This window comes from Azospirillum brasilense, assembly GCF_003349955.1.
Classification (GTDB): domain Bacteria; phylum Pseudomonadota; class Alphaproteobacteria; order Azospirillales; family Azospirillaceae; genus Azospirillum; species Azospirillum brasilense_B.
In genome coordinates, this window is record NZ_QLKQ01000043.1 from 1 (window position 1) to 25,575 (window position 25,575).

General features: G+C 67.6%; 25 protein-coding genes and 1 tRNA gene. 6 read left to right on the forward strand and 20 right to left on the reverse strand.

The genetic code is table 11. The features are described 5' to 3' along the window. Positions 1-325: 325 nt before the first annotated feature. From DXK32_RS18835 to DXK32_RS18850, 4 genes are all read right to left on the reverse strand, one after another. Positions 326-772: a CBS domain-containing protein gene (locus DXK32_RS18835; RefSeq protein WP_114859930.1), complete on the reverse strand. Its 447-nt coding sequence runs from the start codon at positions 770-772 to the stop codon at positions 326-328. Positions 773-871: 99 nt separating this feature from the next. Further along, on the reverse strand, positions 872-1,897 hold the full coding sequence (locus DXK32_RS18840; protein ID WP_014240275.1) for a 2-dehydropantoate 2-reductase: 1,026 nt from the start codon (positions 1,895-1,897) through the stop codon (positions 872-874). A 260-nt stretch (positions 1,898-2,157) separates the two neighbouring features. Beyond that, positions 2,158-2,640: a GNAT family N-acetyltransferase gene (locus DXK32_RS18845; protein ID WP_114859931.1), complete on the reverse strand. Its 483-nt coding sequence runs from the start codon at positions 2,638-2,640 to the stop codon at positions 2,158-2,160. Between the two features lie 154 nt (positions 2,641-2,794). Continuing rightward, a complete protein-coding gene (locus DXK32_RS18850) occupies positions 2,795-3,724 on the reverse strand; it encodes a histone deacetylase family protein (protein ID WP_114859932.1) in 930 nt (309 codons plus the stop codon). 487 nt (positions 3,725-4,211) lie between these two features. On the opposite strand from DXK32_RS18850, the gene oxlT reads away from it, so the two are divergent. Then, positions 4,212-5,513, forward strand: a complete 1,302-nt coding sequence (oxlT, locus tag DXK32_RS18855; RefSeq protein ID WP_114859933.1) for an oxalate/formate MFS antiporter — start codon at positions 4,212-4,214, stop codon at positions 5,511-5,513. Between the two features lie 91 nt (positions 5,514-5,604). Here the strand turns inward: oxlT and DXK32_RS18860 are convergent, their stop codons facing one another. The 4 genes from DXK32_RS18860 to recJ all read right to left on the reverse strand — a co-directional run bounded on the left by DXK32_RS18860 (position 5,605) and on the right by recJ (position 9,019). Continuing rightward, positions 5,605-5,811 carry a hypothetical protein gene (locus DXK32_RS18860; protein WP_114859934.1) on the reverse strand — a complete coding sequence of 69 codons (207 nt, stop codon included), beginning with the start codon at positions 5,809-5,811 and terminating at the stop codon, positions 5,605-5,607. Positions 5,812-5,946: 135 nt separating this feature from the next. After that, the gene (locus DXK32_RS18865) at positions 5,947-6,786 is read right to left on the reverse strand and encodes an aldo/keto reductase (RefSeq protein WP_114859935.1); all 840 of its coding nucleotides are present in this window, start codon (positions 6,784-6,786) and stop codon (positions 5,947-5,949) included. A 234-nt stretch (positions 6,787-7,020) separates the two neighbouring features. Next, positions 7,021-7,096, reverse strand: a tRNA-Glu gene (locus DXK32_RS18870). A gap of 123 nt (positions 7,097-7,219) precedes the next feature. Beyond that, positions 7,220-9,019, reverse strand: coding sequence for a single-stranded-DNA-specific exonuclease RecJ (gene recJ / locus DXK32_RS18875; protein ID WP_114859972.1), 1,800 nt, complete (start codon positions 9,017-9,019; stop codon positions 7,220-7,222). Positions 9,020-9,232: 213 nt separating this feature from the next. On the opposite strand from recJ, the gene DXK32_RS18880 reads away from it, so the two are divergent. Then, positions 9,233-10,327, forward strand: coding sequence for a glycerol dehydrogenase (locus DXK32_RS18880; protein ID WP_114859936.1), 1,095 nt, complete (start codon positions 9,233-9,235; stop codon positions 10,325-10,327). Between the two features lie 81 nt (positions 10,328-10,408). On the opposite strand, the gene glpX is transcribed toward DXK32_RS18880, so the two are convergent. The 3 genes from glpX to DXK32_RS18895 are packed head-to-tail and all read right to left on the reverse strand — an operon-like array spanning position 10,409 to position 14,026. After that, the gene (gene glpX, locus DXK32_RS18885) at positions 10,409-11,401 is read right to left on the reverse strand and encodes a class II fructose-bisphosphatase (RefSeq protein WP_174437339.1); all 993 of its coding nucleotides are present in this window, start codon (positions 11,399-11,401) and stop codon (positions 10,409-10,411) included. Between the two features lie 43 nt (positions 11,402-11,444). Next, a complete protein-coding gene (locus DXK32_RS18890; RefSeq protein ID WP_114859937.1) occupies positions 11,445-12,752 on the reverse strand; it encodes a homoserine dehydrogenase in 1,308 nt (435 codons plus the stop codon). Further along, a complete protein-coding gene (locus DXK32_RS18895) occupies positions 12,752-14,026 on the reverse strand; it encodes an LL-diaminopimelate aminotransferase (protein WP_114859938.1) in 1,275 nt (424 codons plus the stop codon). The genes DXK32_RS18890 and DXK32_RS18895 overlap by 1 nt, the downstream gene beginning before the upstream one ends. A 315-nt stretch (positions 14,027-14,341) precedes the next feature. Between DXK32_RS18895 and DXK32_RS18900 the strand changes: the two genes are divergently transcribed. After that, the gene (locus DXK32_RS18900; RefSeq protein WP_162801248.1) at positions 14,342-15,001 is read left to right on the forward strand and encodes a hypothetical protein; all 660 of its coding nucleotides are present in this window, start codon (positions 14,342-14,344) and stop codon (positions 14,999-15,001) included. Here the strand turns inward: DXK32_RS18900 and DXK32_RS18905 are convergent. From DXK32_RS18905 to DXK32_RS18915, 3 genes are all read right to left on the reverse strand, one after another. Beyond that, positions 14,977-16,371, reverse strand: coding sequence for a multidrug effflux MFS transporter (locus tag DXK32_RS18905; RefSeq protein WP_247877231.1), 1,395 nt, complete (start codon positions 16,369-16,371; stop codon positions 14,977-14,979). The genes DXK32_RS18900 and DXK32_RS18905 overlap by 25 nt on opposite strands. Then, positions 16,368-16,835: a MarR family winged helix-turn-helix transcriptional regulator gene (locus tag DXK32_RS18910; protein WP_247877232.1), complete on the reverse strand. Its 468-nt coding sequence runs from the start codon at positions 16,833-16,835 to the stop codon at positions 16,368-16,370. The genes DXK32_RS18905 and DXK32_RS18910 overlap by 4 nt, the downstream gene beginning before the upstream one ends. A 372-nt stretch (positions 16,836-17,207) precedes the next feature. Then, entirely contained in the window at positions 17,208-17,630 is a 423-nt protein-coding gene (locus tag DXK32_RS18915) for a hypothetical protein (protein ID WP_114859940.1), read from the reverse strand. Between the two features lie 233 nt (positions 17,631-17,863). On the opposite strand from DXK32_RS18915, the gene DXK32_RS18920 reads away from it, so the two are divergent. Further along, positions 17,864-19,663, forward strand: a complete 1,800-nt coding sequence (locus DXK32_RS18920) for a PHA/PHB synthase family protein (RefSeq protein WP_114859941.1) — start codon at positions 17,864-17,866, stop codon at positions 19,661-19,663. 162 nt (positions 19,664-19,825) lie between these two features. Here DXK32_RS18920 and DXK32_RS18925 read toward each other — a convergent pair whose 3' ends face one another. The 6 genes from DXK32_RS18925 to DXK32_RS18950 form a co-directional block, all read right to left on the reverse strand. Continuing rightward, on the reverse strand, positions 19,826-20,413 hold the full coding sequence (locus tag DXK32_RS18925) for an OmpA family protein (RefSeq protein ID WP_014240251.1): 588 nt from the start codon (positions 20,411-20,413) through the stop codon (positions 19,826-19,828). A gap of 213 nt (positions 20,414-20,626) precedes the next feature. Continuing rightward, a complete protein-coding gene (locus DXK32_RS18930; RefSeq protein WP_114859942.1) occupies positions 20,627-21,145 on the reverse strand; it encodes a gamma carbonic anhydrase family protein in 519 nt (172 codons plus the stop codon). Positions 21,146-21,180: 35 nt separating this feature from the next. Then, positions 21,181-22,233 carry an N-acetyl-gamma-glutamyl-phosphate reductase gene (argC, locus tag DXK32_RS18935; protein WP_114859943.1) on the reverse strand — a complete coding sequence of 351 codons (1,053 nt, stop codon included), beginning with the start codon at positions 22,231-22,233 and terminating at the stop codon, positions 21,181-21,183. A gap of 130 nt (positions 22,234-22,363) precedes the next feature. Next, positions 22,364-22,846 (reverse strand): 30S ribosomal protein S9, encoded by a 483-nt coding sequence (gene rpsI, locus DXK32_RS18940; protein ID WP_014240248.1) that lies wholly within the window; start codon positions 22,844-22,846, stop codon positions 22,364-22,366. A 4-nt stretch (positions 22,847-22,850) separates the two neighbouring features. Further along, positions 22,851-23,315, reverse strand: a complete 465-nt coding sequence (rplM, locus tag DXK32_RS18945) for a 50S ribosomal protein L13 (protein WP_014240247.1) — start codon at positions 23,313-23,315, stop codon at positions 22,851-22,853. Positions 23,316-23,511: 196 nt separating this feature from the next. Beyond that, positions 23,512-23,982 (reverse strand): PaaI family thioesterase, encoded by a 471-nt coding sequence (locus DXK32_RS18950; RefSeq protein ID WP_114859944.1) that lies wholly within the window; start codon positions 23,980-23,982, stop codon positions 23,512-23,514. Between the two features lie 259 nt (positions 23,983-24,241). Here DXK32_RS18950 and DXK32_RS18955 point away from each other — a divergent pair, with 259 nt between their 5' ends. Further along, positions 24,242-25,060, forward strand: coding sequence for an enoyl-CoA hydratase (locus tag DXK32_RS18955; protein ID WP_114859945.1), 819 nt, complete (start codon positions 24,242-24,244; stop codon positions 25,058-25,060). Next, the gene (locus DXK32_RS18960; protein WP_114859946.1) at positions 25,057-25,575 is read left to right on the forward strand and encodes a CoA-binding protein; all 519 of its coding nucleotides are present in this window, start codon (positions 25,057-25,059) and stop codon (positions 25,573-25,575) included. The genes DXK32_RS18955 and DXK32_RS18960 overlap by 4 nt, the downstream gene beginning before the upstream one ends.

Here is a 25,575-nt window from a genome sequence, read left to right on the forward strand (position 1 = left end):
CGCGACGCGATTCTCGCCCGCGCGCCGCTCCCTGGGTATGGCGATTTTCATGGTTGTTGATTGCCTCCCAAAGCAATCGGCAGGACGAGGCGTCAGCGCTCCGGCCTCGACGGCGGGCGGCCTCGGCGGGCGGCCCGCCGGTCAAATTCTCGAATGATGTCGGTGCCGGCCCGCGACGGGGCGTGGTCCGGCGTCAGTCCCGCAGGGCGGCGGAGCGGTCACCCGGGATGGATGCGGGTGACCGCCTCCGGAGCACCGCCGCCGTCATGGGAAGGCTGCCCCGGACACGACGGCCCAGGGCACGTCGTCCGTCACTGGGCCGCCGTCACTGGGCCGCGGCGACGGGATAGCTGACGATCTCGGCGTCCGGCGGGGCGGCGTCGAGCTGCGCCTTGATGAGATCGCGCACGCTGACCACGCCGACCAGCGAGGCGCCGTCCAGAACGGGAATGTGGCGGATGGTGTGCTCGTCCATCAGCTGGAGCACGTGACGGACGGAATCGCCCGGCGCGCAGCAAACGGGATGATGGCTCATCACCGCCGTGACCGGCAGGGACAGGATGCCCGGCCCGCGGTCGGTCAGGCTGCGCACGATGTCGCGTTCGGAGATTACCCCGACGACGGTGTTGCCCTCGGTCCGGCAGACGTCCTTGACCACCAGCGCGCCGGTGTTTTCCGCCTTCAGAAGACGCAACGCCGTTTCCACGGTCTCGTTGATGCGCACCGTGCCGATGCGCGTCCCCTTCCGGCGGAGAATGTCTTCAACCCTCATGACGCTCCTCCTGTGAAGCGATGGTCCGGCCCCTCGGCGTTGCTTCTCTGCGTCGTTGGGGGCGTTGGTTTCTGTGTGCGGGGCCGGACGGTGTCCGCCCTACTGGGCGGCGACCGCGGGTGCGGCCTCGGACGACGCCCGCTGCGGGCGGGTGTAGCAGTCGGCGATCTCGCCGCGCTGGCGGACCAGCGCGAGGACCACGTCGATGGTCGGGGTCGCCACGCCGACCATGCGGCCCATCTCCTGGACCACCGACAGCAGGGCATCGATCTCCATCGGACGACCACGCTCCAGATCCTGGAGCATGGAGGTCTTGTGCGCGCCAACGGCGCCGGCGCCGTTGATGCGGCGTTCGACATCCACCCGGAAATGCACGCCCAGACGATCGCCGATCTCCTTGGCCTCCAGCATCATCGACTTGGCGACGGCGCGGGTCTCCGGATCGGAGCAGATGACGTCCAGCGTGGCGTGGGTGAGCGCGCTGATCGGGTTGAAGCAGAGGTTGCCCCACAGCTTCAGCCAGATCTCGTCGCGGATGCGGTCGAGTACCGGGGCGCGCAGGCCGCCGGCTTCCATCGCCGCGCTGAGCTTCTTCACGCGGTCGGACTGGCTGCCGTCCGGCTCTCCCAGCGAGAACTTGTCACCGTAGATGTGCTGAATGACGCCGGGTTCGACGACTTCGGTCGCGGGGTAGACGACGCAGCCGATGGCGCGCTCCGGGCTCAGGCCGTTCCACTGGATGCCGCCGGGATCGACGGTGTCGAGCACGCGGCCTTCGAACTCGCCGCCGTTCTTGTAGAAGTACCAGTAGGGGATGCCGTTGACCGCGGTGACCACGGCGGTGTCCTTGCCGAGCAGCGGCTGAATGGCGTTGACGACGCTGGGAACGGAGTGGGCCTTGAGACCGATGATGACGTAGTCCTGCGGGCCGAGTTCCGCCGCGTTGTCGGTGCAGCGGGGGTGGACGACCGTTTCTTCCTCTCCGACGATCAGCTTCACGCCGTTCTCACGCATGGCCGTGAGATGGGCGCCGCGCGCCACGAGGCTGACATCCGCGCCGGCCTGGTGGAGACGCACACCCAGATACCCGCCGATGGCCCCGGACCCAAAGATGCAGATCTTCATAACCCGTTTCCTCTCCCCCAATTATCGGCCGCGCGCCGCGCAGCCTTTGCAGTAACCCCAATCAATCAGCACACCGAACAAATACGGAGTTTGGTATACCAGATACCAGATGTCAACTGGCAAAATAGACCCTGTCGAGGGAGGGGCATGATCCGGAATCGGGCGAGAATCCTGGGTTTTCCGACGAAAATTCGCGCATGGAAAACCGGACGCCCGGCCCGTCCGGACGCCCGGTTCGCGGGTCCATCCGGTGCGTGGGATCAGGTGAGTGGCAGGACGAGCTGGAAGGCCTTAACCGTCATGCGCTTGCGGTGATAGAAGCGATGCGCGTCGCCGCGCTGGACGCCAGAGATGATTTCCATCTGGGCGCAGCCCTTTTCGCGGGCCTGACCGGCCAGCCAGTCGAACAGCTTGTCACCCAGGCCAAAGGAGCGATGCTTCGGCGAGGTGACGAGATCCTCAACATACATATAGCGACCGCGCGACAGCGTCTCGTGAACGCGGAAGCCACCGCAGCCGGCCACCTCGCCGTCGATGCGCAGGAGCGCCATGGTGTAGCCGTCCTCCATCTGGCGGCGGATCTGGGCGGCGTAGGCGTCGGCGTCGGTCATGTGGGTGCGCAGTTCCTTCACCACCGCGTAGCTGTCGGCGATGTCGGCGTCGGTCTTCGCCAGGGTGATCTCGATGGTGGGCTGGCCCGAAGCGTTCTGAGCGGCGTTCTGTTCGGCGATCCGCTGGTCCATCGTGCGTAACTCCCGTTTTTTTGGTGTTCGAGGGACTCTGTTCGTCTCTCTGGTATTTGGTATACCAGATAATCCGTGCAGGAAGCAACCGACGTTATGACGCAGCTGCGCAAAGCCCCTCGAAATTGCCTGGGAATTGCCGTCCGAGCCTTGGTCAGGCGCGCACCAGAGCCTGGAGATGGGCGGCGCACCCCTCCGCGAGCCCCACCATGTCGTAGCCGCCCTCCAGCACCGTCACGACGCGGCCGTCGCACAGCCGGTCCGCCGCCTCGACCAGCTTGCGCGTCGCCCATTCGAAATCCGGGCCGGTGAAGTTCAGCGACGCCAGCGGGTCGCGGGCGTGGGCGTCGAATCCGGCGGAGATCAGGATCAGCTCCGGCTGGAACTCCTCCAGCGCGGGGAGGATGCGACGCTCCATGGCCTGGCGGAACTCCACCGTCCCGGAGTGGGGCGGCAGCGGTGCGTTGACGATGTTGTCGGCGACTCCGGTCTCGCTCATCGAGCCGGTGCCGGGATAGAGCGGCGACTGGTGGGTCGAGGCGAAGAACAGGTCGGCGTCGTCCCAGAACATCGCCTGGGTGCCGTTGCCGTGGTGCACGTCGTAATCGACCACGGCCACGCGGGTCAGGCCGCGCCGCTTGCGGGCGTGCTCGGCACCGACCGCCACGTTGTTGAAGACGCAGAAGCCCATGGCGCGCGCCGGCTCGGCGTGATGGCCGCAGGGGCGGACGGCGCAGAAGGCGTTCTTCGCCGTCCCGTCCAGCACCGCGTCCACCGCCGCGCACACCGCTCCGGCGGCCCGCAGGATCGCCGAGCGCGAGGTGGGGGACAGCACGGTGTCGGCGTCCAGCCGGGCATGGCCGCTGTCCGGGACCGCGTTCAGCACGGCGGCCACATAGGCCGGGTCATGCACCCAGCGCAGTTGCTCGACCTCCGCCTCAGGGGCCTCGAAGCGGGGCAGAGCGCGGAACTCGTCGCGGTCCAGAACCTCCCACACCACGGCGATTCGCTCGGGACGCTCCGGATGTCCCGGGCCGGTGTCATGCGCCAGAAAGTCCGGATGGGTGAAAATGGCGGTGGTCATCGAGTCCTCTCCTCCCCTGTACCGATGATGTGAAGCGGGTCGACCGCGCGACGGTGCGGAAGCGCATGCCACCCCGAGTCGACACCCGCTCTTGCCTTATATGTATACCAGATACCAGAATGGGCCAAATCGCTTTGCTGGCAAACCGTCAGCACCACCGCCGTCCGAACGACAGAATCCCCAATCAAACAAGGGCCATCAACGCGTTCGAAGGTGGTAGGCCATCCCGCTAGAGCCAGGTCTGTTTGTTACGCTGACAAACAGCTTGCGCCGGAAACTGTATCTGGCATACCATATCTCTAATGCCAAAAACGCTCATCCCGTGAGCTCAAGCCGCCCACACCAAGCGGCCGGTTCCACGGTCAGGCCAAGGCGATGGAGACGACCCGGCACACCACGGGGACACCTCCGGTCAAAAAACAAAAACAACCCGACTCAAAAAAGCAAAAGACCGCTTCGCAAAGAGATCGCTTCTAGGAGGAGAGAAATGCACCAAGCCCTCACGGAGGCCCCGAAGGGGCCCCTCGGTGGCCGCTGGTTCCAGCTCGTCATCGGCGTCATCTGCATGTCGATGATCGCGAACCTGCAGTATGGCTGGACTCTGTTCGTCGAGCCCATCGACCAGAAGCATGGCTGGGGCCGTGCGGCCATCCAGGTGGCCTTCACCATCTTCGTCGTCATGGAAACCTGGCTGGTTCCCGTCGAAGGCTGGTTCGTCGACAAGTTCGGCCCGCGCATCGTCGTCCTCATCGGCGGCGTGTTCTGCGCCGCGGCCTGGGCGGTCAACTCGGTGGCCGACTCGCTCGCCATGCTCTATCTGGGCGCGGCGCTGGGCGGCATCGGCGCCGGCGGCGTCTATGGCACCTGCGTGGGCAACGCGCTGAAGTGGTTCCCCGACCGCCGCGGCCTCGCCGCCGGCCTGACCGCCGCCGGGTTCGGCGCCGGCTCGGCCCTCACGGTCGTTCCCATCGCCAACATGATCCACTCCTCGGGCTATGAAGCCACCTTCATGACCTTCGGCATCGGCCAGGGCGCGGTGATCCTCGCGCTGGCGTGGTTCCTGGCGTCGCCGAAGAAGGGTCAGGTTCCGGAGGTTTCCCGCTCGTCGGTGTCGCAGACCCGCGAGAGCTACACCCCGGTCCAGATGCTGAAGACCCCGGTCTTCTGGGTCATGTACGCCATGTTCGTGATGGTGGCGGCGGGCGGCCTGATGGCGACTGCCCAGCTCGGCCCGATCGCCAAGGACTTCCACCTGGACGGCGTCCCCGTCAGCATCATGGGCCTGACCCTGCCGGCGCTGACCTTCGCCCTGTCGATCGACCGCGTGCTGAACGGCGTCACCCGCCCGTTTTTCGGCTGGGTGTCCGACCACATCGGCCGCGAGAACACGATGTTCATCGCCTTCGCCCTGGAGTGCGTCGGCATCCTGGCGCTGAACCAGTGGGGCCACAACCCCGTCGCCTTCGTGATCCTGACGGGTCTGGTGTTCTTCGCCTGGGGTGAGATCTACAGCCTGTTCCCGGCGCTGTGCGGCGACTCCTTCGGCTCGAAGTTCGCCACCACCAACGCCGGCCTGCTGTACACCGCCAAGGGCACCGCGTCGCTGGTCGTTCCCTTCGCCAACGTGGCGGTCGCCTCGACCGGCAGCTGGCAGGCGGTGTTCTTCTTCGCCGCCGCGGTGAACGGCATCGCCGCCCTGCTGGCCATCTTCGTCCTGAAGCCGATGCGCGCCCGCCAGATCAACGAGAGCCTCCCGGCCTCGAAGCTGGCGGCGGAGCCGGCCCAGTAAGGCACCGGACGCACCATCAGCACCCGAACGCGATCGGGCCGGGAGATTTCCCGGCCCGATTTGCTTGTGGGGAAAGGTTTTTGGGAAAAGGTCAGAGCCCGCGCGGGAAGGACGCCCAGGACGGGCCGCCCTCGATCTCCTCCTGCGCCTTGCGCGCCTTCTTCACCCGGCGGAGATGCCGGGGCGACCAGGGATCGCGGACCGGCATACCGGCGGTGGCGACCTCGGCGGTCAGGATCCGCGCCACGACGATGGCGAAGCCCGACAGCAGCATGGACAGAAGAACGATGGCGAGCATGCTTCGATTCCCGGATGAGCCACAGACGGAACCAGGCACGCCTGATTCCGCAATGCAGCATAAATAGGCCGTTCGGCCAGGGAAATCGAGTCCGCCACCGCAAGCGCGGCGCTTCGCCGCGCTGACGAAGCTCCGTTACAGCATCTCCAACGGGCGCGGTCCGCGCGGCGGCGGAAAGGCGCGGTCGAGGTCCGCGAGGTCCTGTTCGTCGAGCCGCAGGTCGGCGGCGGCCCGGTTGTCGCGGACATGGGCGGGGTCTGACGCCTTGGGGATGGCGATCACCCCGTCCTGGCGGAGCAGCCAAGCCAGCCCGACCTGGGCCGGCGTCACGCCATGCCGGTCGGCGACGCGGCGAAGCTCCGGGTGGCGCAGCATCCGGCCCTGCTCGATGGGCGAATAGGCCATGATCGGGATGCCCCGCCCCCGGCACCAGGGCTGCAGGTCGTACTCGATGCCGCGGCGGGTCAGGTTGTAGAGGAGCTGGTTGGTCTGCACCCCCTCCCCGCCCGGCGTGCCGACCAGTTCCTCCATGTCCTGGAGATCCAGGTTGCTGACGCCCCATCGGCCGATCTTGCCGTCGCGCATCAGCGCGTCGAAGGCCGCGATCGTCTCGGAGAAGTCGTGGCTGCCGCGCCAGTGCAGCAGATAGAGGTCGATGCGGTCGGTGCGCAGGCGCTTCAGGCTGCGCTCGCAGGCCGCAACGGTGCCGCGGCGGCTGGCGTTCATCGGCAGCACCTTGCTGACCAGGAACACCTCGTCGCGGCGCCCGGCGATGGCCTCGCCGACCACCTCCTCCGCCCCGCCGTCGGCGTACATCTCCGCCGTATCGATCAGCGTCATGCCGAGGTCGAGGCCGACCCGCAGCGCCGCCGCCTCCCGCGCGCGGTCGCGGCTGTCCTCGCCCATGTACCAGGTGCCTTGGCCGAGCACCGGAACGGCGGTTCCCGAAGGAAGGCGTGTCGTCGGAATGGTCATGGATGTCTCCCGTACCCGTGGCCTCTTTGAAGGGCGTGAGGAACGTTAGTCCACGGAGGTCCCCCTGGAAACCGCCCCTTGGCGCTATTTCGGCGGGCGGGAGAAGCCGACGCAAGCGGCGCGGCAAACAGGTCGCTTGCCGGACCGGCAAAGGTGCCGGACAAATGTCGCCCGAAACGACAAAAGCTCAGCCAAGGGCTGAGCTTTCGAAACCGGTGCCAACCTGTGAGAAGGTGGCGTCCCCAAGGGGATTCGAACCCCTGTCGCCGCCGTGAAAGGGCGGTGTCCTAGGCCTCTAGACGATGGGGACGTCGTTGGCGTGGCGGGATTACTAATGGGATGACGGGCCGAGCGCAAGCGTTTTTTCCAACTCCTTTCTACCCCGTTCGCGTATGCCCCCCATGCACCCTCTTCGCCACGAATTTGTTTGCATTCACATGGTTTGGGAGGGTGCAGCGTCGTCGATCAGGAGCTGGACTCCCTCCGCCCCGTTCCAGCGGTCGATGCGCAGGACACCGGCGATGTGGAAGGGCGATCCGCGGCCCATCAGCAGGGCTTTTCCCATTTCGCTCTCCAGCGCGCGGAAGGCGATGGCCTTCAGCCGGGCGCCGTCGCCGCCCTGGAGAATGCAGCGGACGTGATTCGCCCCGACCACGTCGGCCCGCACCACACGGGCGTCGGTGACGGCGAAGCGCGGCTCCGCGTTGCCGGTGCCGAAGGGGCCGAGCTGGTTCAGGCGGTCCACCAGGGACGTGTTCGCCGCCCCCACGGACAGCGCGCCGTCCAGCTCCAGAGTCGGCACCAGCGGGGCCGCAGCCACCTGTTCGGCGACGCGGCCGGTCAGGAAGGCCTGCAGGTCGGCCAGCTTGTTCCCGGCCACGGTGAAGCCGGCCGCCATGCGGTGCCCGCCGCCGGCCATCAGCAGCCCTTCCTGCCGCGCCGCGATCACCGCCGCCCCGAGATCGACCCCACGCACCGAACGGCCCGAGGCCTTGCCGATCACCGTGCCGTCCGCCCCCTCCTCCAGCGCGATGACGCAGGCGGGGCGACTGTAGCGCTCCTTCAGGCGGCTGGCGACGATGCCGATCACGCCGGGGTGCCAGCCCTCCCCCGCCACGAAGACCAACTCGGCCAACTCGTCGGCATGCTCCTCCAGCCGGGCCATGGCGTCGGCCAGCACGCCCTGCTCCACCGCGCGTCGCTCGGCGTTGTGGGCCTCCAGCTTCTGGGCCAGCTCCATCGCCTCCATGGGATCGTCGGTGGAGAGCAGCCGCGCCCCGAGGTCCGACGCGCCGACCCGCCCGCCCGCGTTGACCCGCGGGCCGAGCACGAAGCCAGCGTGGTAGGCGTCCGGCTTCTCCTTGACCCCGGCGACGTCGGACAGGGCTGACAGGCCGGGGTTGGCGCGCCGCGCCATCACCTTCAGCCCCTGCGCCACCAGCGCCCGGTTCAGCCCGGTCAGGGGCACCACGTCGCACACCGTGCCCAGCGCCACGAGGTCGAGCCACTCCATCAGGTTCGGCTCGTTGCGGCCCGCGTAGAATCCGGCGCCGCGCAGCGCCCGGTTCACCGCCACCACGGCGAGGAAGGTCACCCCCGCCGCGCACAGCGTGCGGTAGGCGCCGTCCTCGTCCAGCCGGTTCGGGTTGACCAGGGCGACGGCCGGCGGCAGGCGCGGTTCCGCCGCGTGATGGTCAAGGACCACGACGTCCAGCCCGGCCTCCGCCGCCGCCTCCAGCGCCGCGAAGGCGGAGATTCCGCAATCCACCGTCACCACCAGCCGCACGCCCTCAGCCTTCAGCCGCAGCAGCGCCGGGCCGTTGGGGCCGTAGCCCTCCTTCATGCGGTCGGGCACGTAGATGCGCAGGTCGGCCCCCACCGCCCGGAAGAAGCGTCGCATCAGAGCGGAGGAGGTGGCGCCGTCCACGTCGTAGTCGCCGAAGACGGCCACCGGCTCGCCGTCCATGATCGCGCGGGCGATGCGCTCCGCCGCGGCGTCCATATCCCTGAAGCGGGAGGGGTCGGGAAGCAGCGCCTTCAGCGTCGGGTTCAGGAAGCCGTCGCACGCTTCCTCCGTGACCCCGCGGGCGGCGAGCACCCGCCCGACGATCTCCGGCAGTCCCCGCCCCTGCGCCAGCCCCCAGGCCAGCCGCTCATCGTAGGGCCGCGCCTGCCAGCGCTTGCCGGACAGGGAATGGGCGACGTTCAGGAAGGGGGGGACGGTGTCGGTCATGCTGCCCAGAATGCCACGGATCGGAAAGGCCGAAGCCATAGCAGATGGGGGACAGCCGGGCCAGCGGATGGGGCTCTCCCGGTGGACCTGTCGCCGCTGCGCTTGTACGCAAAGGTGGCAGGCGCCCTTGCCGCAGCGCAACTTGAGGCAGGTCATTGCGGGTGGAGAGGCGTCCTGCTCCACTGCCGCCATCACCACGCGGAGGAGGGAACCATGATCACCACGGCGATCTTTCCGGCCCGCTACGTCCAGGGCAACGGCGCCCTCGACAGCCTGGGAGAGGATCTGGCCCGGCTGGGCAAGACGGTTCTGGCCGTCACCGACAGCTTCGTCCTGAAGACGCTGAAGGGCCGGCTGATTGACGCCGCCGCCGGGCGCGTCGACCTGAACATCCAGGAATTCCGGGGCGAATGCTCCGACGAGGAGATCGATCGGCTGACCGCGCTCGCCCGCGCCATGGGCGCCGACGTCGTGGCCGGCATCGGTGGCGGCAAGGCGCTCGACACCGCCAAGGCGGTCGCCCACGCGCTGGACGCGCGCACCGCCATCGTCCCGACGCTGGCCTCCACCGACGCGCCATGCAGCGCCCTGTCGGTGATCTACACGCCGGAGGGGGCGTTCAAACGCTACCTCGTGCTGCCGCGCAACCCGGACCTCGTGCTGGTCGACACCGGCGTGGTCGCGGGCGCCCCGGTGCGCTTCCTCGTCTCCGGCATGGGCGACGCCCTGTCCACCTGGTTCGAGGCGGAGGACTGCCGCATCAAGCGCGGCGGCAACATGACCGGACGGGTCGGCCCGATGACCGCCTTCGCTCTGGCCCGGCTGTGCTACGACACGCTGCTGGAATACGGCGTGCTCGCCAAGTCCGCCTGCGAGCAGGGCGTGGTCACTCCGGCGCTGGAACGCATCGTCGAGGCCAACACGCTGCTGAGCGGGCTCGGCTTCGAGAGCGGCGGGCTGGCGGCGGCCCACGCCGTCCACAACGGCCTGACCGCGCTGGAGGAAACGCACCATTACTGGCACGGCGAGAAGGTCGCCTTCGGCACGCTGACGCTGCTGATCCTGACCGACCGGCCGCCGGCGGTGCTGAACGAGGTCTACGGCTTCTGCAAGGCGGTGGGATTGCCGACGACCCTGGCCGAGATCGGCCTTGGCGATGTGTCGGACGAGCGGCTCCTGCTGGCGGCGGAACGGGCCTGCGCGGAGGGCGAGACCATCCACAACGAGCCGCACGAGATCACCCCGCAGCGCGTCCTGGCCGCTATGAAGGCCGCCGACGCCGAGGGACGGCGGCGGAAAGCCCTGTAATCTCCGAAGAAGGAGAAATCCTCAAAAAGAAAGGGGCGCGCGGTGAATGGCCGCGCGCCCCTTTTTCTTGCGGCCTTGGCCTCAGGCCATGGCCGGCTTGCGCTGCAGGTTGTGGTGCGCCTCGACGTAGCGCACGGTGCCCGACTTGGAGCGCATGATCACCGAGTGGGTGGTCGCGCCGCCGGGGAAACGGCGGACGCCGCGCAGCATGGCGCCGTCGGTCACGCCGGTCGCGGCGAACATGACGTTGCCGCTGGCCAGCTCGGTCAGGCTGTACTTCTTGTTCAGGTCCTTGACGCCCCAGCGGGCGGCGCGGGCCTTCTCGTCGTCGTTGCGGAACAGCAGACGGCCCTGGAACTGGCCGCCGATGCAGCGCAGCGCAGCCGCGGCCAGCACGCCTTCCGGCGCGCCGCCGGAGCCGACATACATGTCCACGCCGGTGCCGGCCTGGCTGGTGGCGATCACGCCCGACACGTCGCCGTCGTTGATCAGCATGATGCGCGCGCCGGCTTCACGGACGCGAGCGATCAGCTCGGCGTGGCGCGGACGGTTCAGGATGCAGACCAGCAGCTCCTGCACCTCAGTGCCCTTGGCCTTGGCCAGCGCCTTGAGGTTGTTGGCCGGCGTCTCGTCGAGATCGACCACGCCTTCCGGCAGGCCGGAGCCGACGGCGATCTTGTCCATGTAGACGTCGGGCGCGTTCAGGAAGCCGCCCTCGTCCGCCATGGCGATGACGGCCAGCGAGTTCGGGCCGCCGGTGGCGCAGATGGTGGTGCCTTCCAGCGGGTCGAGCGCGATGTCGACCTTCGGCCCGCGGCCGATGCCGGCGCCGACCTTCTCGCCGATGTAGAGCATGGGCGCCTCGTCGCGCTCGCCCTCGCCGATGACGACGGTGCCGTCGATGTAGAGGGTGTTGAGCGCCTGGCGCATGGCGTCGACCGCGGCCTGGTCGGCAAGCTTCTCGTCACCGCGGCCCATCAGCAGCGACGCGGACAGCGCGGCGGCCTCGGTGACGCGGACGGCTTCCAGAGCCAGGTTCCGGTCCATACCGGACAGGTCGACATGAACGGACATGGTGTTCTCCCCCGAATCGATGCTCGGTTCTTCTATGGTTCGGTCAAAACTGTTCGATGCGGATCATGCGCGGCGGCTCGACCACCGACTCCTTGTCGGCGATGGTGGCAAGCGCGCGCTGCATGGCCGCCTCTTCGGTGTCATGGGTGGTCAGGACCACCGGCACCGCTTCGCCGGGGGCGCGCCCGCGCTGCAGGAACTGCTCCATGGAGACGTTCTGGTCGCGCATCGCCGCCGCAACATCCGCTATCACGCCGGGACGGTCCACGACCATCAGGCGTACGTAGTACGACCCCCGGCGGGCCTCCATCGGCGACGGCTGCGCCTCGGAAAGCTGGGCCGCCGGCACGCCGAAGGTGGGGGTGGAGCGCCCGCGGGCGATGTCGATCAGGTCGGCGACCACGGCCGAGGCCGTCGGCCCCTCGCCGGCGCCGCGGCCGACGAACAGCACGCGGTCCACGAAGTCGCCCTGGGCGATCACGGCGTTGAACACGCCGTCCACCGCCGCGATGGGCGCCGCCTTCGGCACCATGCAGGGGTGCACGCGCTGCTCGATCCCGTGGTCGGTGCGCCGGGCGATGCCCAGCAGCTTGATCCGGTAGCCGAGCGCGTCGGCGTAGTCGAAGTCCACCGCCGAGACGTGGCGGATGCCCTCGACATGGACGCTCTTGAAGTCCACCGGCGTGCCGAAGGCCACCGAGGTCAGGATCGCCAGCTTGTGCGCCGCGTCCACGCCGTCGATGTCGAAGCTCGGGTCGGCTTCCGCGTAGCCCAGCTTCTGCGCGTCGGCCAGCACGTCCGCGAAGTCGCGGCCGGTGGTGCGCATCTCGGTCAGGATGTAGTTGCAAGTGCCGTTGAGGATGCCGTGCACCTCCGACACCCGGTTGCCCGCCAGCCCCTCGCGCAGCCCCTTGATGATCGGGATGCCGCCGGCCACCGCCGCCTCGAAGCCGATGGCGAGGCCGGCGGCCTCCGCCTTGGCCGCGAGCGCGGTGCCGTGATGGGCGAGCAGCGCCTTGTTGGCGGTGACGACATGGCGCCCCCGCTCCAGCGCCAGCTCGACGGTCTCCTTCGCCGGCCCCTCGGATCCGCCGATCAGTTCGACCACCACATCCACGCCGGGATGGGCGGCGAGCGCCACCGGATCGTCGTACCATTCGACCGTCGACAGGTCGATGCCACGGTCCTTGCCGCGCGAGCGGGCGCTGACCGCCACCACCTCGATGCGGCGGCCGCAGCGCTGCTCGATCAGATCGGCCTGCCGCTCCAGAAGCTTCAGAACGCCCGCGCCGACCGTGCCCAGGCCCGCGACGGCGATTTTCAGGGGGCCTGTTTTGTGGGAGTCGGACATCAGACTTTCGCTTTCTCCGGATCGAGGAGGGCGGCGCGCGCCGCCGGGTCCTTGCTCGCCGCCGCGCCGGCGGCGTTGGAGCGGAAGAACTCCTTGATGTTGCGGGTCGCCTGACGGATGCGGTGGACGTTCTCCACCAGCGCCAGACGGACATGGCCGTCGCCGTACTCGCCGAAGCCGATGCCCGGCGCCACGGCGACCTTGGCCTCCTGCAGCAGCAGCTTGGAGAACTCCAGCGAGCCGAGATGGGCGAAGGGCTCGGGGATCGGCGCCCAGGCGAACATCGAGGCCGACGGGCTCGGCACCGTCCAGCCGGCCGAGGCCAGACCCTCGATCATCACGTCGCGGCGCTGGCGGTACATGGTGCGCACCTGCTCCACGCAGTCCTGCGGGCCGTTCAGCGCGGCGGTCGCGGCAACCTGGATCGGCGTGAAGGCGCCGTAATCCAGGTACGACTTGATGCGGGCCAGCGCGGTGATGAGCGTCTTGTTGCCGGTGGCGAAGCCGATGCGCCAGCCGGCCATCGAATAGGTCTTCGACATCGAGGTGAACTCGACCGCGATCTCGCGCGCCTCCGGGATCTCCAGGATCGAGGGGGGCGGGTCGCCGTCGAAGAAGACCTCGGCGTAGGCCAGATCCGACAGGATGTAGATGCCGTGCTTGCGGCAGAACTCGACGATCGGGCGGTAGAAGTCGAGCCCCACCACCTCCGCCGTCGGGTTGGACGGGTAGTTCAGCACCAGCGCCAGCGGCTTCGGCACGCTGTGGCGCACGGCGCGCTCCAGCATGACCATGAAGCTGTCGATGTCGGTGGAGGTGCCGTTGGCCTGCCCCACCGGCAGATGACGCACCGAGGCGCCGGCCAGGATGAAGCCGAAGGGATGGATCGGGTAGCTGGGGTTCGGCACCAGGATGATGTCGCCGGGGCTGGTGATCGCCTGGGCGAGGTTGGCCAAGCCTTCCTTCGACCCGATGGTGACGATGCACTCCGACTCCGGATCGACGTCCACGTTGAAGCGGCGCTTGTAATAGGCCGCGTGCGCCTTGCGCAGGCCGGGGATGCCGCGGGAGTTCGAGTAGCGGTGCGTCTTGGGATCGCGCACGGCCTCGATCAGCTTATCGACGATATGCTGGGGCGTCGGCTGGTCCGGGTTGCCCATGCCGAGGTCGATGATGTCCTCGCCGGCAGCTCGGGCTCGCGCCTTCATGGCGTTCACTTCGGCGAAGACGTAGGGCGGAAGCCGCTTGATCCGGTGGAATTCTGAATCGCTCATGGACGCTCCGAAGCCTGTCCGGCCGCGCCACGAACCCATATTTGCGGACCGGGACCACTTATCTACCGCCCCGCATCCGCAGAAGCGAGGTAAAATTCGCGTCGCCCGATGATTGGCGAACTGGCGCCCATTCCGCGATCCCCGATCCCTCGCGCATGACCATGCCCACCCCAGGACGGGGCCGCGTCGCCGAAAAGCCTTGGTTTTTCGATGGGAATTCCTCCAGGATGGATCGTTCGAGACGATTTCCACCCCTGATAATCGTTACGCGACCATAAGCGCCCCGCTGCGTGGGAACGACGAGAGGATTTTGCTATGTTCAGGAGAGTTCTTCAGGCTTCCGTATTGGCCGGCGTGCTGGCCCTGAGCCTTGCCGGCTGCAATGAGAAGCGGCCGACGACCACGCTTGACGGGCCTGTCGCTGCGGAACCGGCGAAAATCAATTTTGCGGAAATCAAGGTCAAGGGCCCCTTCAACCCCGAAGAGGTCGTGTTGTTCGACAACGGGCAGCAGCGGTCCATGCGGTACCTGACGCCACAAATGCGCACCGCCGTCCGCGCCCTGGGGTTTGGTGGGGTGGGACAGTACGCTGTCCTGCGCGGCACACGCGCCACGCTGCGGCTCGCCGGACGGCAGCCCGTGTTTCTGTTCGCCGTCCCCAGCAACGCCCAACCCGAAAGCTACTTCACGCTTGCGGACTTCGCCACGCGGGACAATGGAACGCGCGAGGTCATCGTCGGCGGCGGCTACATGAGCTATTCGACAGGGGTGAACAAGGATCGCGTTGTTCCGACCACCGTCGCCCTGTTGCCCGATCAGTCGAAGGCACCGAAGAACTACACGCTCTACGCCGCAACCGTGAACACCCCCCTCAAGGCCGGCGAATATGCCTTGATTTTCTACAGCTCCCAGGTCCGCGGAACCGCCTTTGCGCAGGTCAACGGCGACAGCTACTTCGATTTCGGGATTGATTGACCGTCTCGGGTACGCGGGCCGGGCTTAAGCTCGGCCCGCCGCCGCGTTGCGCGCTGGTGCAGCGCCTCCTCGATCTCCTCCCCGCCGGCGCCGACCAGGGCGGCGGGGTCCACGGCGACCTCCAGATCCTCCGGGCGGGCCGGCTTGGCCGGGTGGCCGCGCCGGGGTGCCGGCACGCGCAGCAGCGCGTAGGACAGCAGCGACAGCGCGGCGAGGCCCGGCATGATGGCCGTGGTCGCCGTGTAGGGATCGGCGAACAGGGCGGCCACCGCCGTGCCGGCCAGCCCGCCGCCGATCTGCATGAAACCGATCAGCGCCGACGCCGCCCCGGCCATGCGGGGGAAGCCGGCCAGGGCGTCGCTGGTCGCTCCGGGCATGACCAGGGCGATGCCAAAGGCCCAGATCGCGGTCGGCCCCATCACGCTCGCCACGGTCGGCTCGCCGGTCAGCGGCGCCAGGGCGTAGCCGAGTCCGCCCACCGCCACGCAGGCCAGCCCGTAGGGGATCAGCCGCATCGCGTCCACCCGGCGCAGCAGCCGCCCGGCCAGGGTCGCCCCCAGCGTGTAGGAGCCGGTCTGCAACAGCATGGCGAAGCCGAAGACGGTCGGGCTCAGCCCCACCCGCTCGATCATCACGAAGGGCAGCAGCGCCGCCATGGTGTAGAGGCCGCCCAGCGTCGTGCCGAGCACCAGCCCCGCCCGCATGAAGCGCCGGTCGGTCAGCAGGGTGCGGTAGTTGCGGATCACCGGGCCGGGCCGCGCCGCCGAACGGTCGCGCGTCCGATTGGTCTCCGCCGTGCCCAGCGCGAAAACGGTCAGCACGGCGAGGCCGTAGAGCGTCATCACCACGAAGATGGCGTGCCAGCCCACCGTGCCCAGGATCACCCCGCCCAGCGTCGGCGCCACCGCCGGCACCACGGCCAGCATCAGCCCGATCAGGTTGAGGATGCGCGCCGACCGCTGCCCGGTGAACTGGTCGCGCACGATGGCGCGGGAGATGGCGATGCCCGCCGCCGCCCCGATGCCCTGCAACGCCCGCCCGACCAGCAGCCATTCGATGCTGCCCGACAGCGACGCCACCACGCTGCCCAGCACATAGGTGACGAAGAAGCCCAGGGCGACCGGCCGCCGCCCGTAGGCGTCGGACAGCGGCCCGCAGGCGAGCTGGGAGAAGGCGAAGCCGAAGAAATAGACGGAAAGCGTCAGCTTCAGCGCCGCCGGCGTGGTCTGGAAGGCCTCCACCAGCATCGGCAGGGCCGGCGTGTAGAGCGCGAGGCTGAGCGGCCCCAGCGTGACGATCAGCGTTCCGATGACGGCCGTCCGCGTCTCCGTCATGGCGGGCGCGTCGGTCTGCACGGGTGGACGGCTCATTGGCCGGCCCCGCCGCGGTTGTCGGCGATCATGTCGTCGGCGATCATGCGGTTGCGCAGGCGGCCCAGCATGTCCTTGAGCAGGGCGATCTCCTCCGCCGAAAGGTCGGCCATGGCCGACTCGCGCTCGTTGCGGAAGGCCTCCAGGATCTGGAGCGCCAGCGGCTCGGCCTGCGGGGTCGGCCGGACGATCTTGGCGCGGCGGTCCGCCGGGTCCGGCTCGCGAACCACCAGCCCGCGCGCCTCCAGCCGGTCGAGGAATCCGACCAGGGTCATCGGCTCCACCCACATGTGGGTCGCCAGCACCGACTGTCGCGAGCCGGGGTGGCGGCAGACATAAACCAAAGCCCGCGCTTCCCCCGCCGTGAGGCCGAGCCGGGCGTCGTCCAAGGCACGGTCGAACCGCGCGCGCAGAAGCCGCGCGCAGTCGATCAGGATCATTCCGAAGGGGGATTCATCAAGCATGCCTTATTGTAAGGGCGCCTTATAATTTCCAGCAACCGCGGGCGGCGCAGAGCGGTCATGCCACGGCGCCATGGCCGCGCGGCGCCCGTTCGCGCGACGTGAAGCGAAGCGGACGCGCCAAATAGTCGCAGTTTGAAAATCTGTTGCGGACCCGCCACCGCAAGACGTAGGTTTTGCCGAATTGGCAGCAGCAATGGGTGCTCCGTGGTCCGCGCCACCGCCTTCGTAACTGCGCATCGGCCGGACGAAGACCGGTGCATCCCTTTCCGTCAAAGGGAAGCCGCCAGAGGCCGAAGGACGCTTCGCATAGGTATACTTACGGATTACTGGCGGCGCCCGTCTTTTGCTAGACCCCAGCCCTCAATCGGGTTTTCAGGGGGTGGGCTTTCCGGTGACGGGCTTCCCGACGCTTGGCCCGGCGCTTGGCCCGGCGCTTGGCTGTCCAGGCGTGATGTCCGGCGGCGGAGGAACGTCCATGGGGGTCGGCAGCATGCTCTTGGCGGCCGCGCGGTCCTGGGCCAGTCGGTCCAGGTCCTGCTGGCGCTGCGCTTCCGTCCGCAGATCGGTGGGGCGCGGCGGGACGGTGCCGAGATTGGGGTATTCCCGGTTCTCGCCGGACATGCCGCGCACCGGCGACTCCTGGCTGGGCACGTCGCGACCGGTCACGGCGCCGACCAGCCCGGTGTCGAGCACGCGGTCGCTGCAGGCCGGCAGAGCCAGAACAACCAGGACGGACAACGCCGGCCCCAGCCGGCCCGCCTTCGCCACCACGCCGCGTCGGATACCCGTTTCCATTCTGCAAACCCCACATCCGAACCCATCCAGCCGCTTGAACGGTGGTGGGCGAAATGAAATCTTCATACGAGAGGTGTATGACGGACCCCGGCTCGAACGGACATGGCATAAGCTGTCCGGGGTGCCAGGACCGGAACGCACTCCGACCGAACAGACTTCCGGCAGGCACTGTATAAACCGCACAACGTCCCTCCTGAAGCCTAAAACTCGCCTAAAGAAGAAGGACCGCACCAATGGCCGAAAACCAGGCCCCTGACGTCAAGCTTCCCGACCCGGTGGAGATGTCGCGGGCGATGACCCGCATCGCCGAGCAGAGCCAGCGGCTGGTCACCGAATTCCTGTCCCGTCAGGCCTCGGACGGCGTCGGCGCGAAGAACCCCGACCCGATGGGCGTCGGCCATGCGTTCCTGGAGATGACCACGCGCATGATGGCCGACCCGGCCAAGCTGATGAAGGCGCAGATGACGCTGTGGCAGGATTACCTGACCCTGTGGCAGCGCACCACCCAGCGCTTCTTCGGTCAGGAGTCCCAGCCGGTCATCGCCCCGGCCAAGGACGACCGCCGCTTCAAGGATTCGGCCTGGGACGAGAACACCCTGTTCGACTTCATCAAGCAGTCCTACCTGCTGTCGGCGCGGTGGATGCAGTCGACGGTCAACGAGGTGGACGGGCTGGACGACCACACCGCCAAGAAGGTCGACTTCTACACCCGCCAGTTCGTCGACGCGATGGCGCCCTCCAACTTCGTCATGACGAACCCGGAGGTGCTGCGCACGACCATCGAGACGGGCGGCGAGAACCTCGTCAAGGGCCTGGAGCACCTGCTGAAGGACCTGGAGCGCGGCAAGGGCGAGCTGCGCATCTCCATGACCGATTACGACGCCTTCCAGGTCGGCAAGAACATCGCCGTCACCCCGGGCAAGGTCGTCTTCCAGACCGATCTGATGCAGCTCATCCAGTACACCCCGACCACGCCGGAGGTGAACAAGCGGCCGCTGATGATCGTGCCGCCCTGGATCAACAAGTACTACATCCTGGATCTGCGCGAGAAGAACAGCTTCATCAAGTGGGCGGTCGACCAGGGCCACAGCGTCTTCGTCCTGTCCTGGGTGAACCCGGACGAGAAGCTGGCCCAGAAGGGCTTCGAAGACTACATGTTCGAAGGCGTGCTGGCCGCGCTGGACGCCATCGAGAAGGTGACCGGCGAGAAGGACGTGAACGCCATCGGCTATTGCCTGGGCGGCACGCTGCTGGCCTCCACCCTGTCCTACATGGCCGCCAAGAAGGATGACCGCATCAAGTCGGCCACCTTCTTCACCACCATGCTGGACTTCACGGAAGCCGGCGAGCTATCGGTCTTCATCGACGAGGAGCAGCTCACCATGATCGAGAGCCAGATGGCCCAGCAGGGCTACCTGGACGGCTCGAAGATGGCGACCACCTTCAACATGCTGCGCGCCAACGACCTGATCTGGTCGTTCGTGGTGAACAACTACCTGCTCGGCAAGGACCCCTTCCCGTTCGACCTGCTCTACTGGAACAGCGATTCGACCCGCATGCCGGCGGCGATGCACAGCTTCTACCTGCGCAACATGTACCAGAAGAACCTTCTGGCGAAGCCGGGTGGGGTGTCGCTTGGCGGCGTGCCGATCGACCTGCGCAACGTCAAGACCCCGTCCTTCTTCCTGTCGGCCCGCGAGGACCACATCGCGCCGTGGAAGTCCACCTACATGGGCGCCCACCTCTTCTCCGGCCCGGTGAAGTTCGTGCTGGCGGCCTCCGGCCACATCGCCGGCGTGGTGAACCCGCCGGCCGCCGGCAAGTACTGCTACTGGACCAACACCAAGCTGCCGAAGGCGTCCGACGACTGGCTGGCGTCGTCGGAGCAGACCCCCGGCTCCTGGTGGCCGGAGTGGAACAACTGGGTCTCCACCTTCTCCGAAGGCAAGGTCCCGGCGCGCGATCCGGCCAAGGGCGGCCTGCCCGTTCTGGAAGACGCCCCCGGCTCCTACGCCAAGGTGCGCATCGTCTGATGTCCCGAATCCGGAGGGCGGTCCCCGCCCTCCGGATGGCCGGACCGAAAGGGACGGCCAAAAGAGAAAGGCCCCGGACCGAAGTCCGGGGCCTTTTCCTTTGTCGGCGAAAACCCCGGACCGAGGTCCGGGGTTCCGTATCCCGAAAGGGATGCCTGCGCCTTACGACGACGGGGCGTTCGCACCGCGCGGCAGGATCTGCGCACGACGGTTGGACGGCTCGCGGACGTTCGGGCCGGTCTGCACCAGGAGCTGGCTCTCGCCCTTGCCCTCGGTGGTGATGGCGCCGGCGGCGATGCCCTTGGAGACGAGGGCCTGCTTCACCGCCTCGGCGCGACGCACCGACAGACGCTGGTTGTAGGCCGGCGAACCCGAGGTGTCGGTGTGGCCGACGACATGGACACGGGCGTTGGCGCCCTTGCCAATGGCAGCGGCCGCATCGCCGATCACGCGATCGGCGGCCGGGGTGACGTTGGCCTTATCCCAGTCGAAGAACACGAGGTATTCGGTCTGGGCGCGGGCGGCCGGGGCCGGGGCAACCGCCGGAGCGGCGGCCGGCGGGCACTTGAAGCTGCCCTGGTGGGTGGCGTAGCCGCCATCCGCCGTGCGGACCGGGGTGTCGTTCCAGCCGATGACCGGGTTGCACCACTCGGCGGTGTCGGCGCTCTGGGCCTGAGCCCCGGCGGTCAGGCCGAAAGCGACGACGGCGGCCGGCACGACGGCCATGGTAGCGCGGAAGAAGCTGTTCATTTCTCCACTCCCTTAGAGACACACTCCCTACCGCTTGGTTCGCGGAGGACGAATCGCACAAACGATAGGACATATCGCGTGCATGTAACGTGACAAAACGCGAAACATGTGGGGTTTGTCCACGTACAAACATACCCTCCGGAAGTCCTACACGTTTCGTGCCGGTGTCACTGTTGCTAGTATGCCACAGTGCTGCGACGCACTAAAGAGGTATTAGCCTTCTCTGTAGATTTGAGCAAGCCGCACGTAGTTCCGGATGTTTACCGGGAAGAAAGATGTGTCCTTTTCCGTAAGTGCACGCACGGGTCTTGCGGGACTTCCGGCCCAAAGTTGCCCGGAGGCCACACGCTTCCCGGGGGTCACCAGCGCCCCGGCGGCCACCATGGCACCCGACTCGACGTAAGCCCCGTCCATGACGCAAGCCTGCATGCCGATGAAGCAACCGTTCTCCAGCGTGCAGGCGTGCAACAGGGCCATGTGGCCGATCGACACGTCGTCGCCGATGTAGGTCCCCTGCCCCGCCGAAGCGACGTGAATCACGGTACCGTCCTGGATGTTGGTGCGCGCACCGATTCGGATCTCGTTCACGTCACCACGGATCGTGCAGCCGAACCAGACGCTGCTGCCCGGCCCGATCTCCACGTCGCCGATGACCGAGGCCGTCGGCGCCACGTAGACGCTGGGGTCGATCTTCGGATGCGTGCCCTGGAAGGGCAAGATGAGGCCGGACATCGCAGGCAATTTTTCCTCGGGCTGTTTCTCTTCGGTCACGGGAACAGCGGGGCCTGTTCGAGGCCAGTCGTCTCGCCCAGGCCGAACATGACGTTCATGTTCTGGATGGCCTGCCCGGAGGCGCCCTTCACCAGATTGTCGATGACCGAGACGATGATGGCGCCGCGCGGGGTGCGGTCGGGGAAGACGCCGATCAGCGCCTGGTTGGAGGCGCGGACGTGGCGGGTTGCCGGGGCGATGCCCGCCGCCGTGACGTTCACGAAGGGCTCCGACTCGTAGCGCGCGGTCAGTGTGGCGCGCAGGTCGTCGGCGGTGACCCCGTCGGCCATGCGTACGTAGATCGTCGCCATCATGCCGCGGTTCATCGGGACGAGGTGCGGGGTGAAGCTGACCGTCACCGGGCGCCCGGCGGCCAGCCGCAGCTCCTGCTCGATCTCCGGCATGTGGCGGTGGTGGCCGACGCCGTAGGCGTTGAAGCCCTCCGACACTTCGGTGAAGAGGTTCTGCTGCTTGGCGTCGCGCCCGGCGCCGGAGACGCCCGACTTGGCGTCGATCACGATGCCGCCCGGCTCGATCATCTCGTCCATCAGCAGCGGCAGCAGCGGCAGCAGCGAGCAGGTGGGATAGCAGCCGGGGTTGGCGATCACGCGGGCCTTGCGCACGCCCTGCCGGTTGAACTCGGTCAGCCCGTAGGCGACCTCCTTCTGAAGCTCCACGGCGCGGTGCTCATGCCCGTACCAGGTGGCGTATTCGGCGGGATCGGACAGGCGGAAGTCGGCGGACAGGTCCACCACCTTGATGTGGCGCGGCAGGCCGGCGATGACCTCCTGCGTGGTGCCGTGCGGCAGGGCGCAGAAGACAGCGTCCAGCTTGTCCCAGGCGACCTCCTCGATCTTGACGAGGCCGGGCAGGTTGAACTGGCCCAGATGCGGGAACACCTCCGCCATGGGCTTCCCCGCCTGTCGCTCGGCCGTCAGCGCGCAGATCTCCACGCCGGGATGGCGGAGAAGCATGCGCACCAGCTCGGCGCCGGTGTAACCGGACGCACCGAGAATGCCGACGCGGATGGGGGAAGTGCTGTTGGCCATGGACGCTGTTCCTTTTGACGCACGGGGATGGGCACGGAACGGTGACGACGAGTGAAACAGAAACAAGAAAGGGGCGCCCCGTCGGGACGCCCCTCGCTTGTACAGCAGTAACGCGGGTCCGCGGTAGGCTTTAGCGCTTCGAGAACTGGAAGCTGCGGCGGGCCTTGGCCTTGCCGTACTTCTTACGCTCGACGACGCGGGCATCGCGGGTCAGGAAGCCGGCGGCCTTCAGCGGCGGACGGAGCGCCGGCTCGAAGTAGGTCAGCGCCTTGGAGATGCCGTGACGGACCGCGCCGGCCTGACCGGACAGACCACCGCCGGCCACCGTGACCATCACGTCGAACTGGTCGGCGCGGTCGGTGATGCCGAACGGCTGGGCGATCATCATGCGCAGCACGGGGCGGGCGAAGTAGACTTCCTGGTCGCGGCCGTTGATGACGATCTTGCCGGAGCCCGGCTTGATCCACACGCGGGCGACGGCGTCCTTGCGCTTGCCGGTGGCGTAGGCGCGGCCCTGGGCGTCCAGCTTCGGGGCGACCACTTCGGCGGAGGCGGCGGCCGGAGCGGCAGCGATGTCCTTCAGGCCGGAAAGGGTGGTGGTAACCTGAGCCATTGGATTACGCGCTCCGCTTATTCTTCGGGTTCATGGCCGCAACGTCGAGAGCGACCGGCTGCTGCGCCTCGTGCGGGTGGGCGGCGCCCTTGTAGACCTTCAGGTGGGTCATCACCTTGCGGCCGAGCGGGCCGCGCGGAACCATGCGCTCCACGGCCTTCTCGATCACGCGCTCCGGGTACTTGCCGTCCAGGATCTGGCCCTTGGAACGGCCCTTGATGCCGCCCGGATAACCGGTGTGCCAGTAGAAGATGTCGTCCTGGCGCTTGTTGCCGGTCAGCTTGACCTTCTCCGCGTTGATCACGACGACATGGTCGCCGCAATCCATGTGCGGGGTGAAGGTCGGCTTGTTCTTGCCGCGCAGGATGTTCGCCAGGATGCTGGCAAGCCGGCCGAGAACGAGGCCGTCGGCATCGACGACGTACCACTTCTTCTCGATGTCGGTCGGCTTCAGATTGAAGGTCTTCATCGCCACACTCGTTGACTAAACGTGGATCGGCGGGCCACCGAAACTGGACGTTCAATCCCCGGGGCGCCGAAGCGGCCGGTTTTGTACGCAGTGCATGGGGGGCCTGTCAACGGAAAAATATCCGTTTCATATCAACACTCTACACGCACGGTATCATTTTACCGCGAAAGCAAAGCCATTGATATCATTGATTTTTTCAGGAGATTTCCGGATCGTGGTATCCTGATACCGCGAGCGTCACCGGGTCGTGCGGCGGAATCGAGTAGGTGCCGGTGGCGTGGGCGACGGGCTCCGGATCGCCCTCGGAGAACAGCAGGACTTCGCCATAGGCCAGCCGCTTGCCCATCTTCAGGATCCGGCAATCGGCGGTGATGGCGACCGGCGCCGGGCGGCGCAGGAAGTTGATGGTCATGCTGGTGGTCACCGCCAGCTCCACCCGCCCGATCAGGCTGAGCACGGCGGCGTAGAGCGCCACGTCGGCCAGCCCGAACATCGCCGGCCCGGTCACCGTGCCGCCGGGACGGACGAAGCTGTCGTTGTAGGGCAGCTTCATGCGCACGGTCCCGGCGCCGAGCTGCTCAATGGTGATCCCGTAATTGCCGACCAGCGGCACGCCCTCGCGAATCAGGGCTTCCAATTCTTCCGCGGACACGACCGGCGCGCTCATTCCCTCACCTATGGCTTTTCTTATGGACACCCGATCATGGCGGACATCCCCCGGCCCGCCAAGCGTGTCGCGGCTCCGTGGATTTCACACAATCAGAGAACATCTGACAACGTTAAATCTACAAATCAAATCAACAAATAGGTTGAGTTGCCCGCCTTGGCGTCGTTAGATGATCGGACCACACGCCCGGTTCCGTGGCGGGGACGGTCGGGGTACTGTTCCCGCCAACGATCAAAACATCCGGGAGGATTGGACAGCGATGAACGACACCCCACCCGCCGACGGGCCCCTCATCGGCGACGACACGCCGCTGGTTCTCCGCGAGGACCGCGACGGGGTTGCGACCCTGACGCTGAACCGCCCGCAGGCGCGCAACGCCCTGTCCGTCGGGCTGATGGGCGCGCTGCAGGCGGAGCTGGACGCCATCCACCGGGATTCCTCGGTCCGCGCCGTGGTGCTGGCCGGGGCCGGGCCGGCCTTCTGCGCCGGGCACGACCTGAAGGAGATGCGCGCCAACCCGGACCGCGCGGCCTATGAATCGCTGTTCGTCCAGTGCTCCAAACTGATGCTGACGGTCAGCCGACTCCGCCAGCCGGTGATCGCCAAGGTCCACGGCATCGCCACGGCGGCGGGCTGCCAGCTCGTCGCCACCTGCGACCTCGCCTATTGCGCAGACACGGCGCGATTCGCCACGCCAGGCGTGAACATCGGCCTGTTCTGCTCCACCCCCATGGTGGCGCTGAGCCGCGCCGTGGGGCGCAAGGCCGCCATGGAAATGCTTCTGCTCGGCGACCTGATCGGCGCCGACGAGGCGGAGCGCATCGGCCTCGTCAACCGCGCGGTGCCGGCCGACCGGCTCGACGCCGTGGTGGCGGAGGCCGCCGGCAAGATCGCCGCGAAGTCGCCGCTGACCCTCGCCATCGGCAAGGAGGCCTTTTACCGCCAGATCGAGCTGGGCGTGGAGGAGGCCTACGCCTACGCCGCCCGCGTGATGACCGAGAACATGCTGGCCCGCGACGCCGAGGAGGGCATCGACGCCTTCCTGCAGAAGCGCCCACCGGTGTGGTGCGGTCAATGAGCGGCCCCGCCCCCTCGCACGACGGCTACAGCGACGAGTTCATCCGCCAGGTCCTGGACCGGGTGAAGACCATCGCCCTGGTCGGCGCGTCGAACGACCCGGTGAAGGCCAGCTTCATCGTTCTGAAGTACCTGCGCGACAAGGGCTACCGCGTCATCCCCATCAACCCGAAGCTGGCCGGCCAGACCATCCTCGGCGAGAGGGTCCACGCCAGCCTGTCCGACCTGCCGGAGCCGCCGGACATGGTGGACGTCTTCCGCAACGCCACCGCCGCCGGGGGCGTGACCGACGAGGCCATCGCCATCGGCGCCAAGGTGGTGTGGATGCAGCTCGGCGTGCGCAACGACGAGGCGGCGGCGCGGGCCGAGGCGGCGGGGCTGACCGTCATCATGAACCGCTGTCCCAAGATCGAGCTTCAGCGCCTGTTCCACGAGATCGGGCGCATCGGCGTCAACTCCAACATTCTGACGTCCAAGAAGGCCGCACCGGCCAAATCCTTCAAAAAACTGATGTAA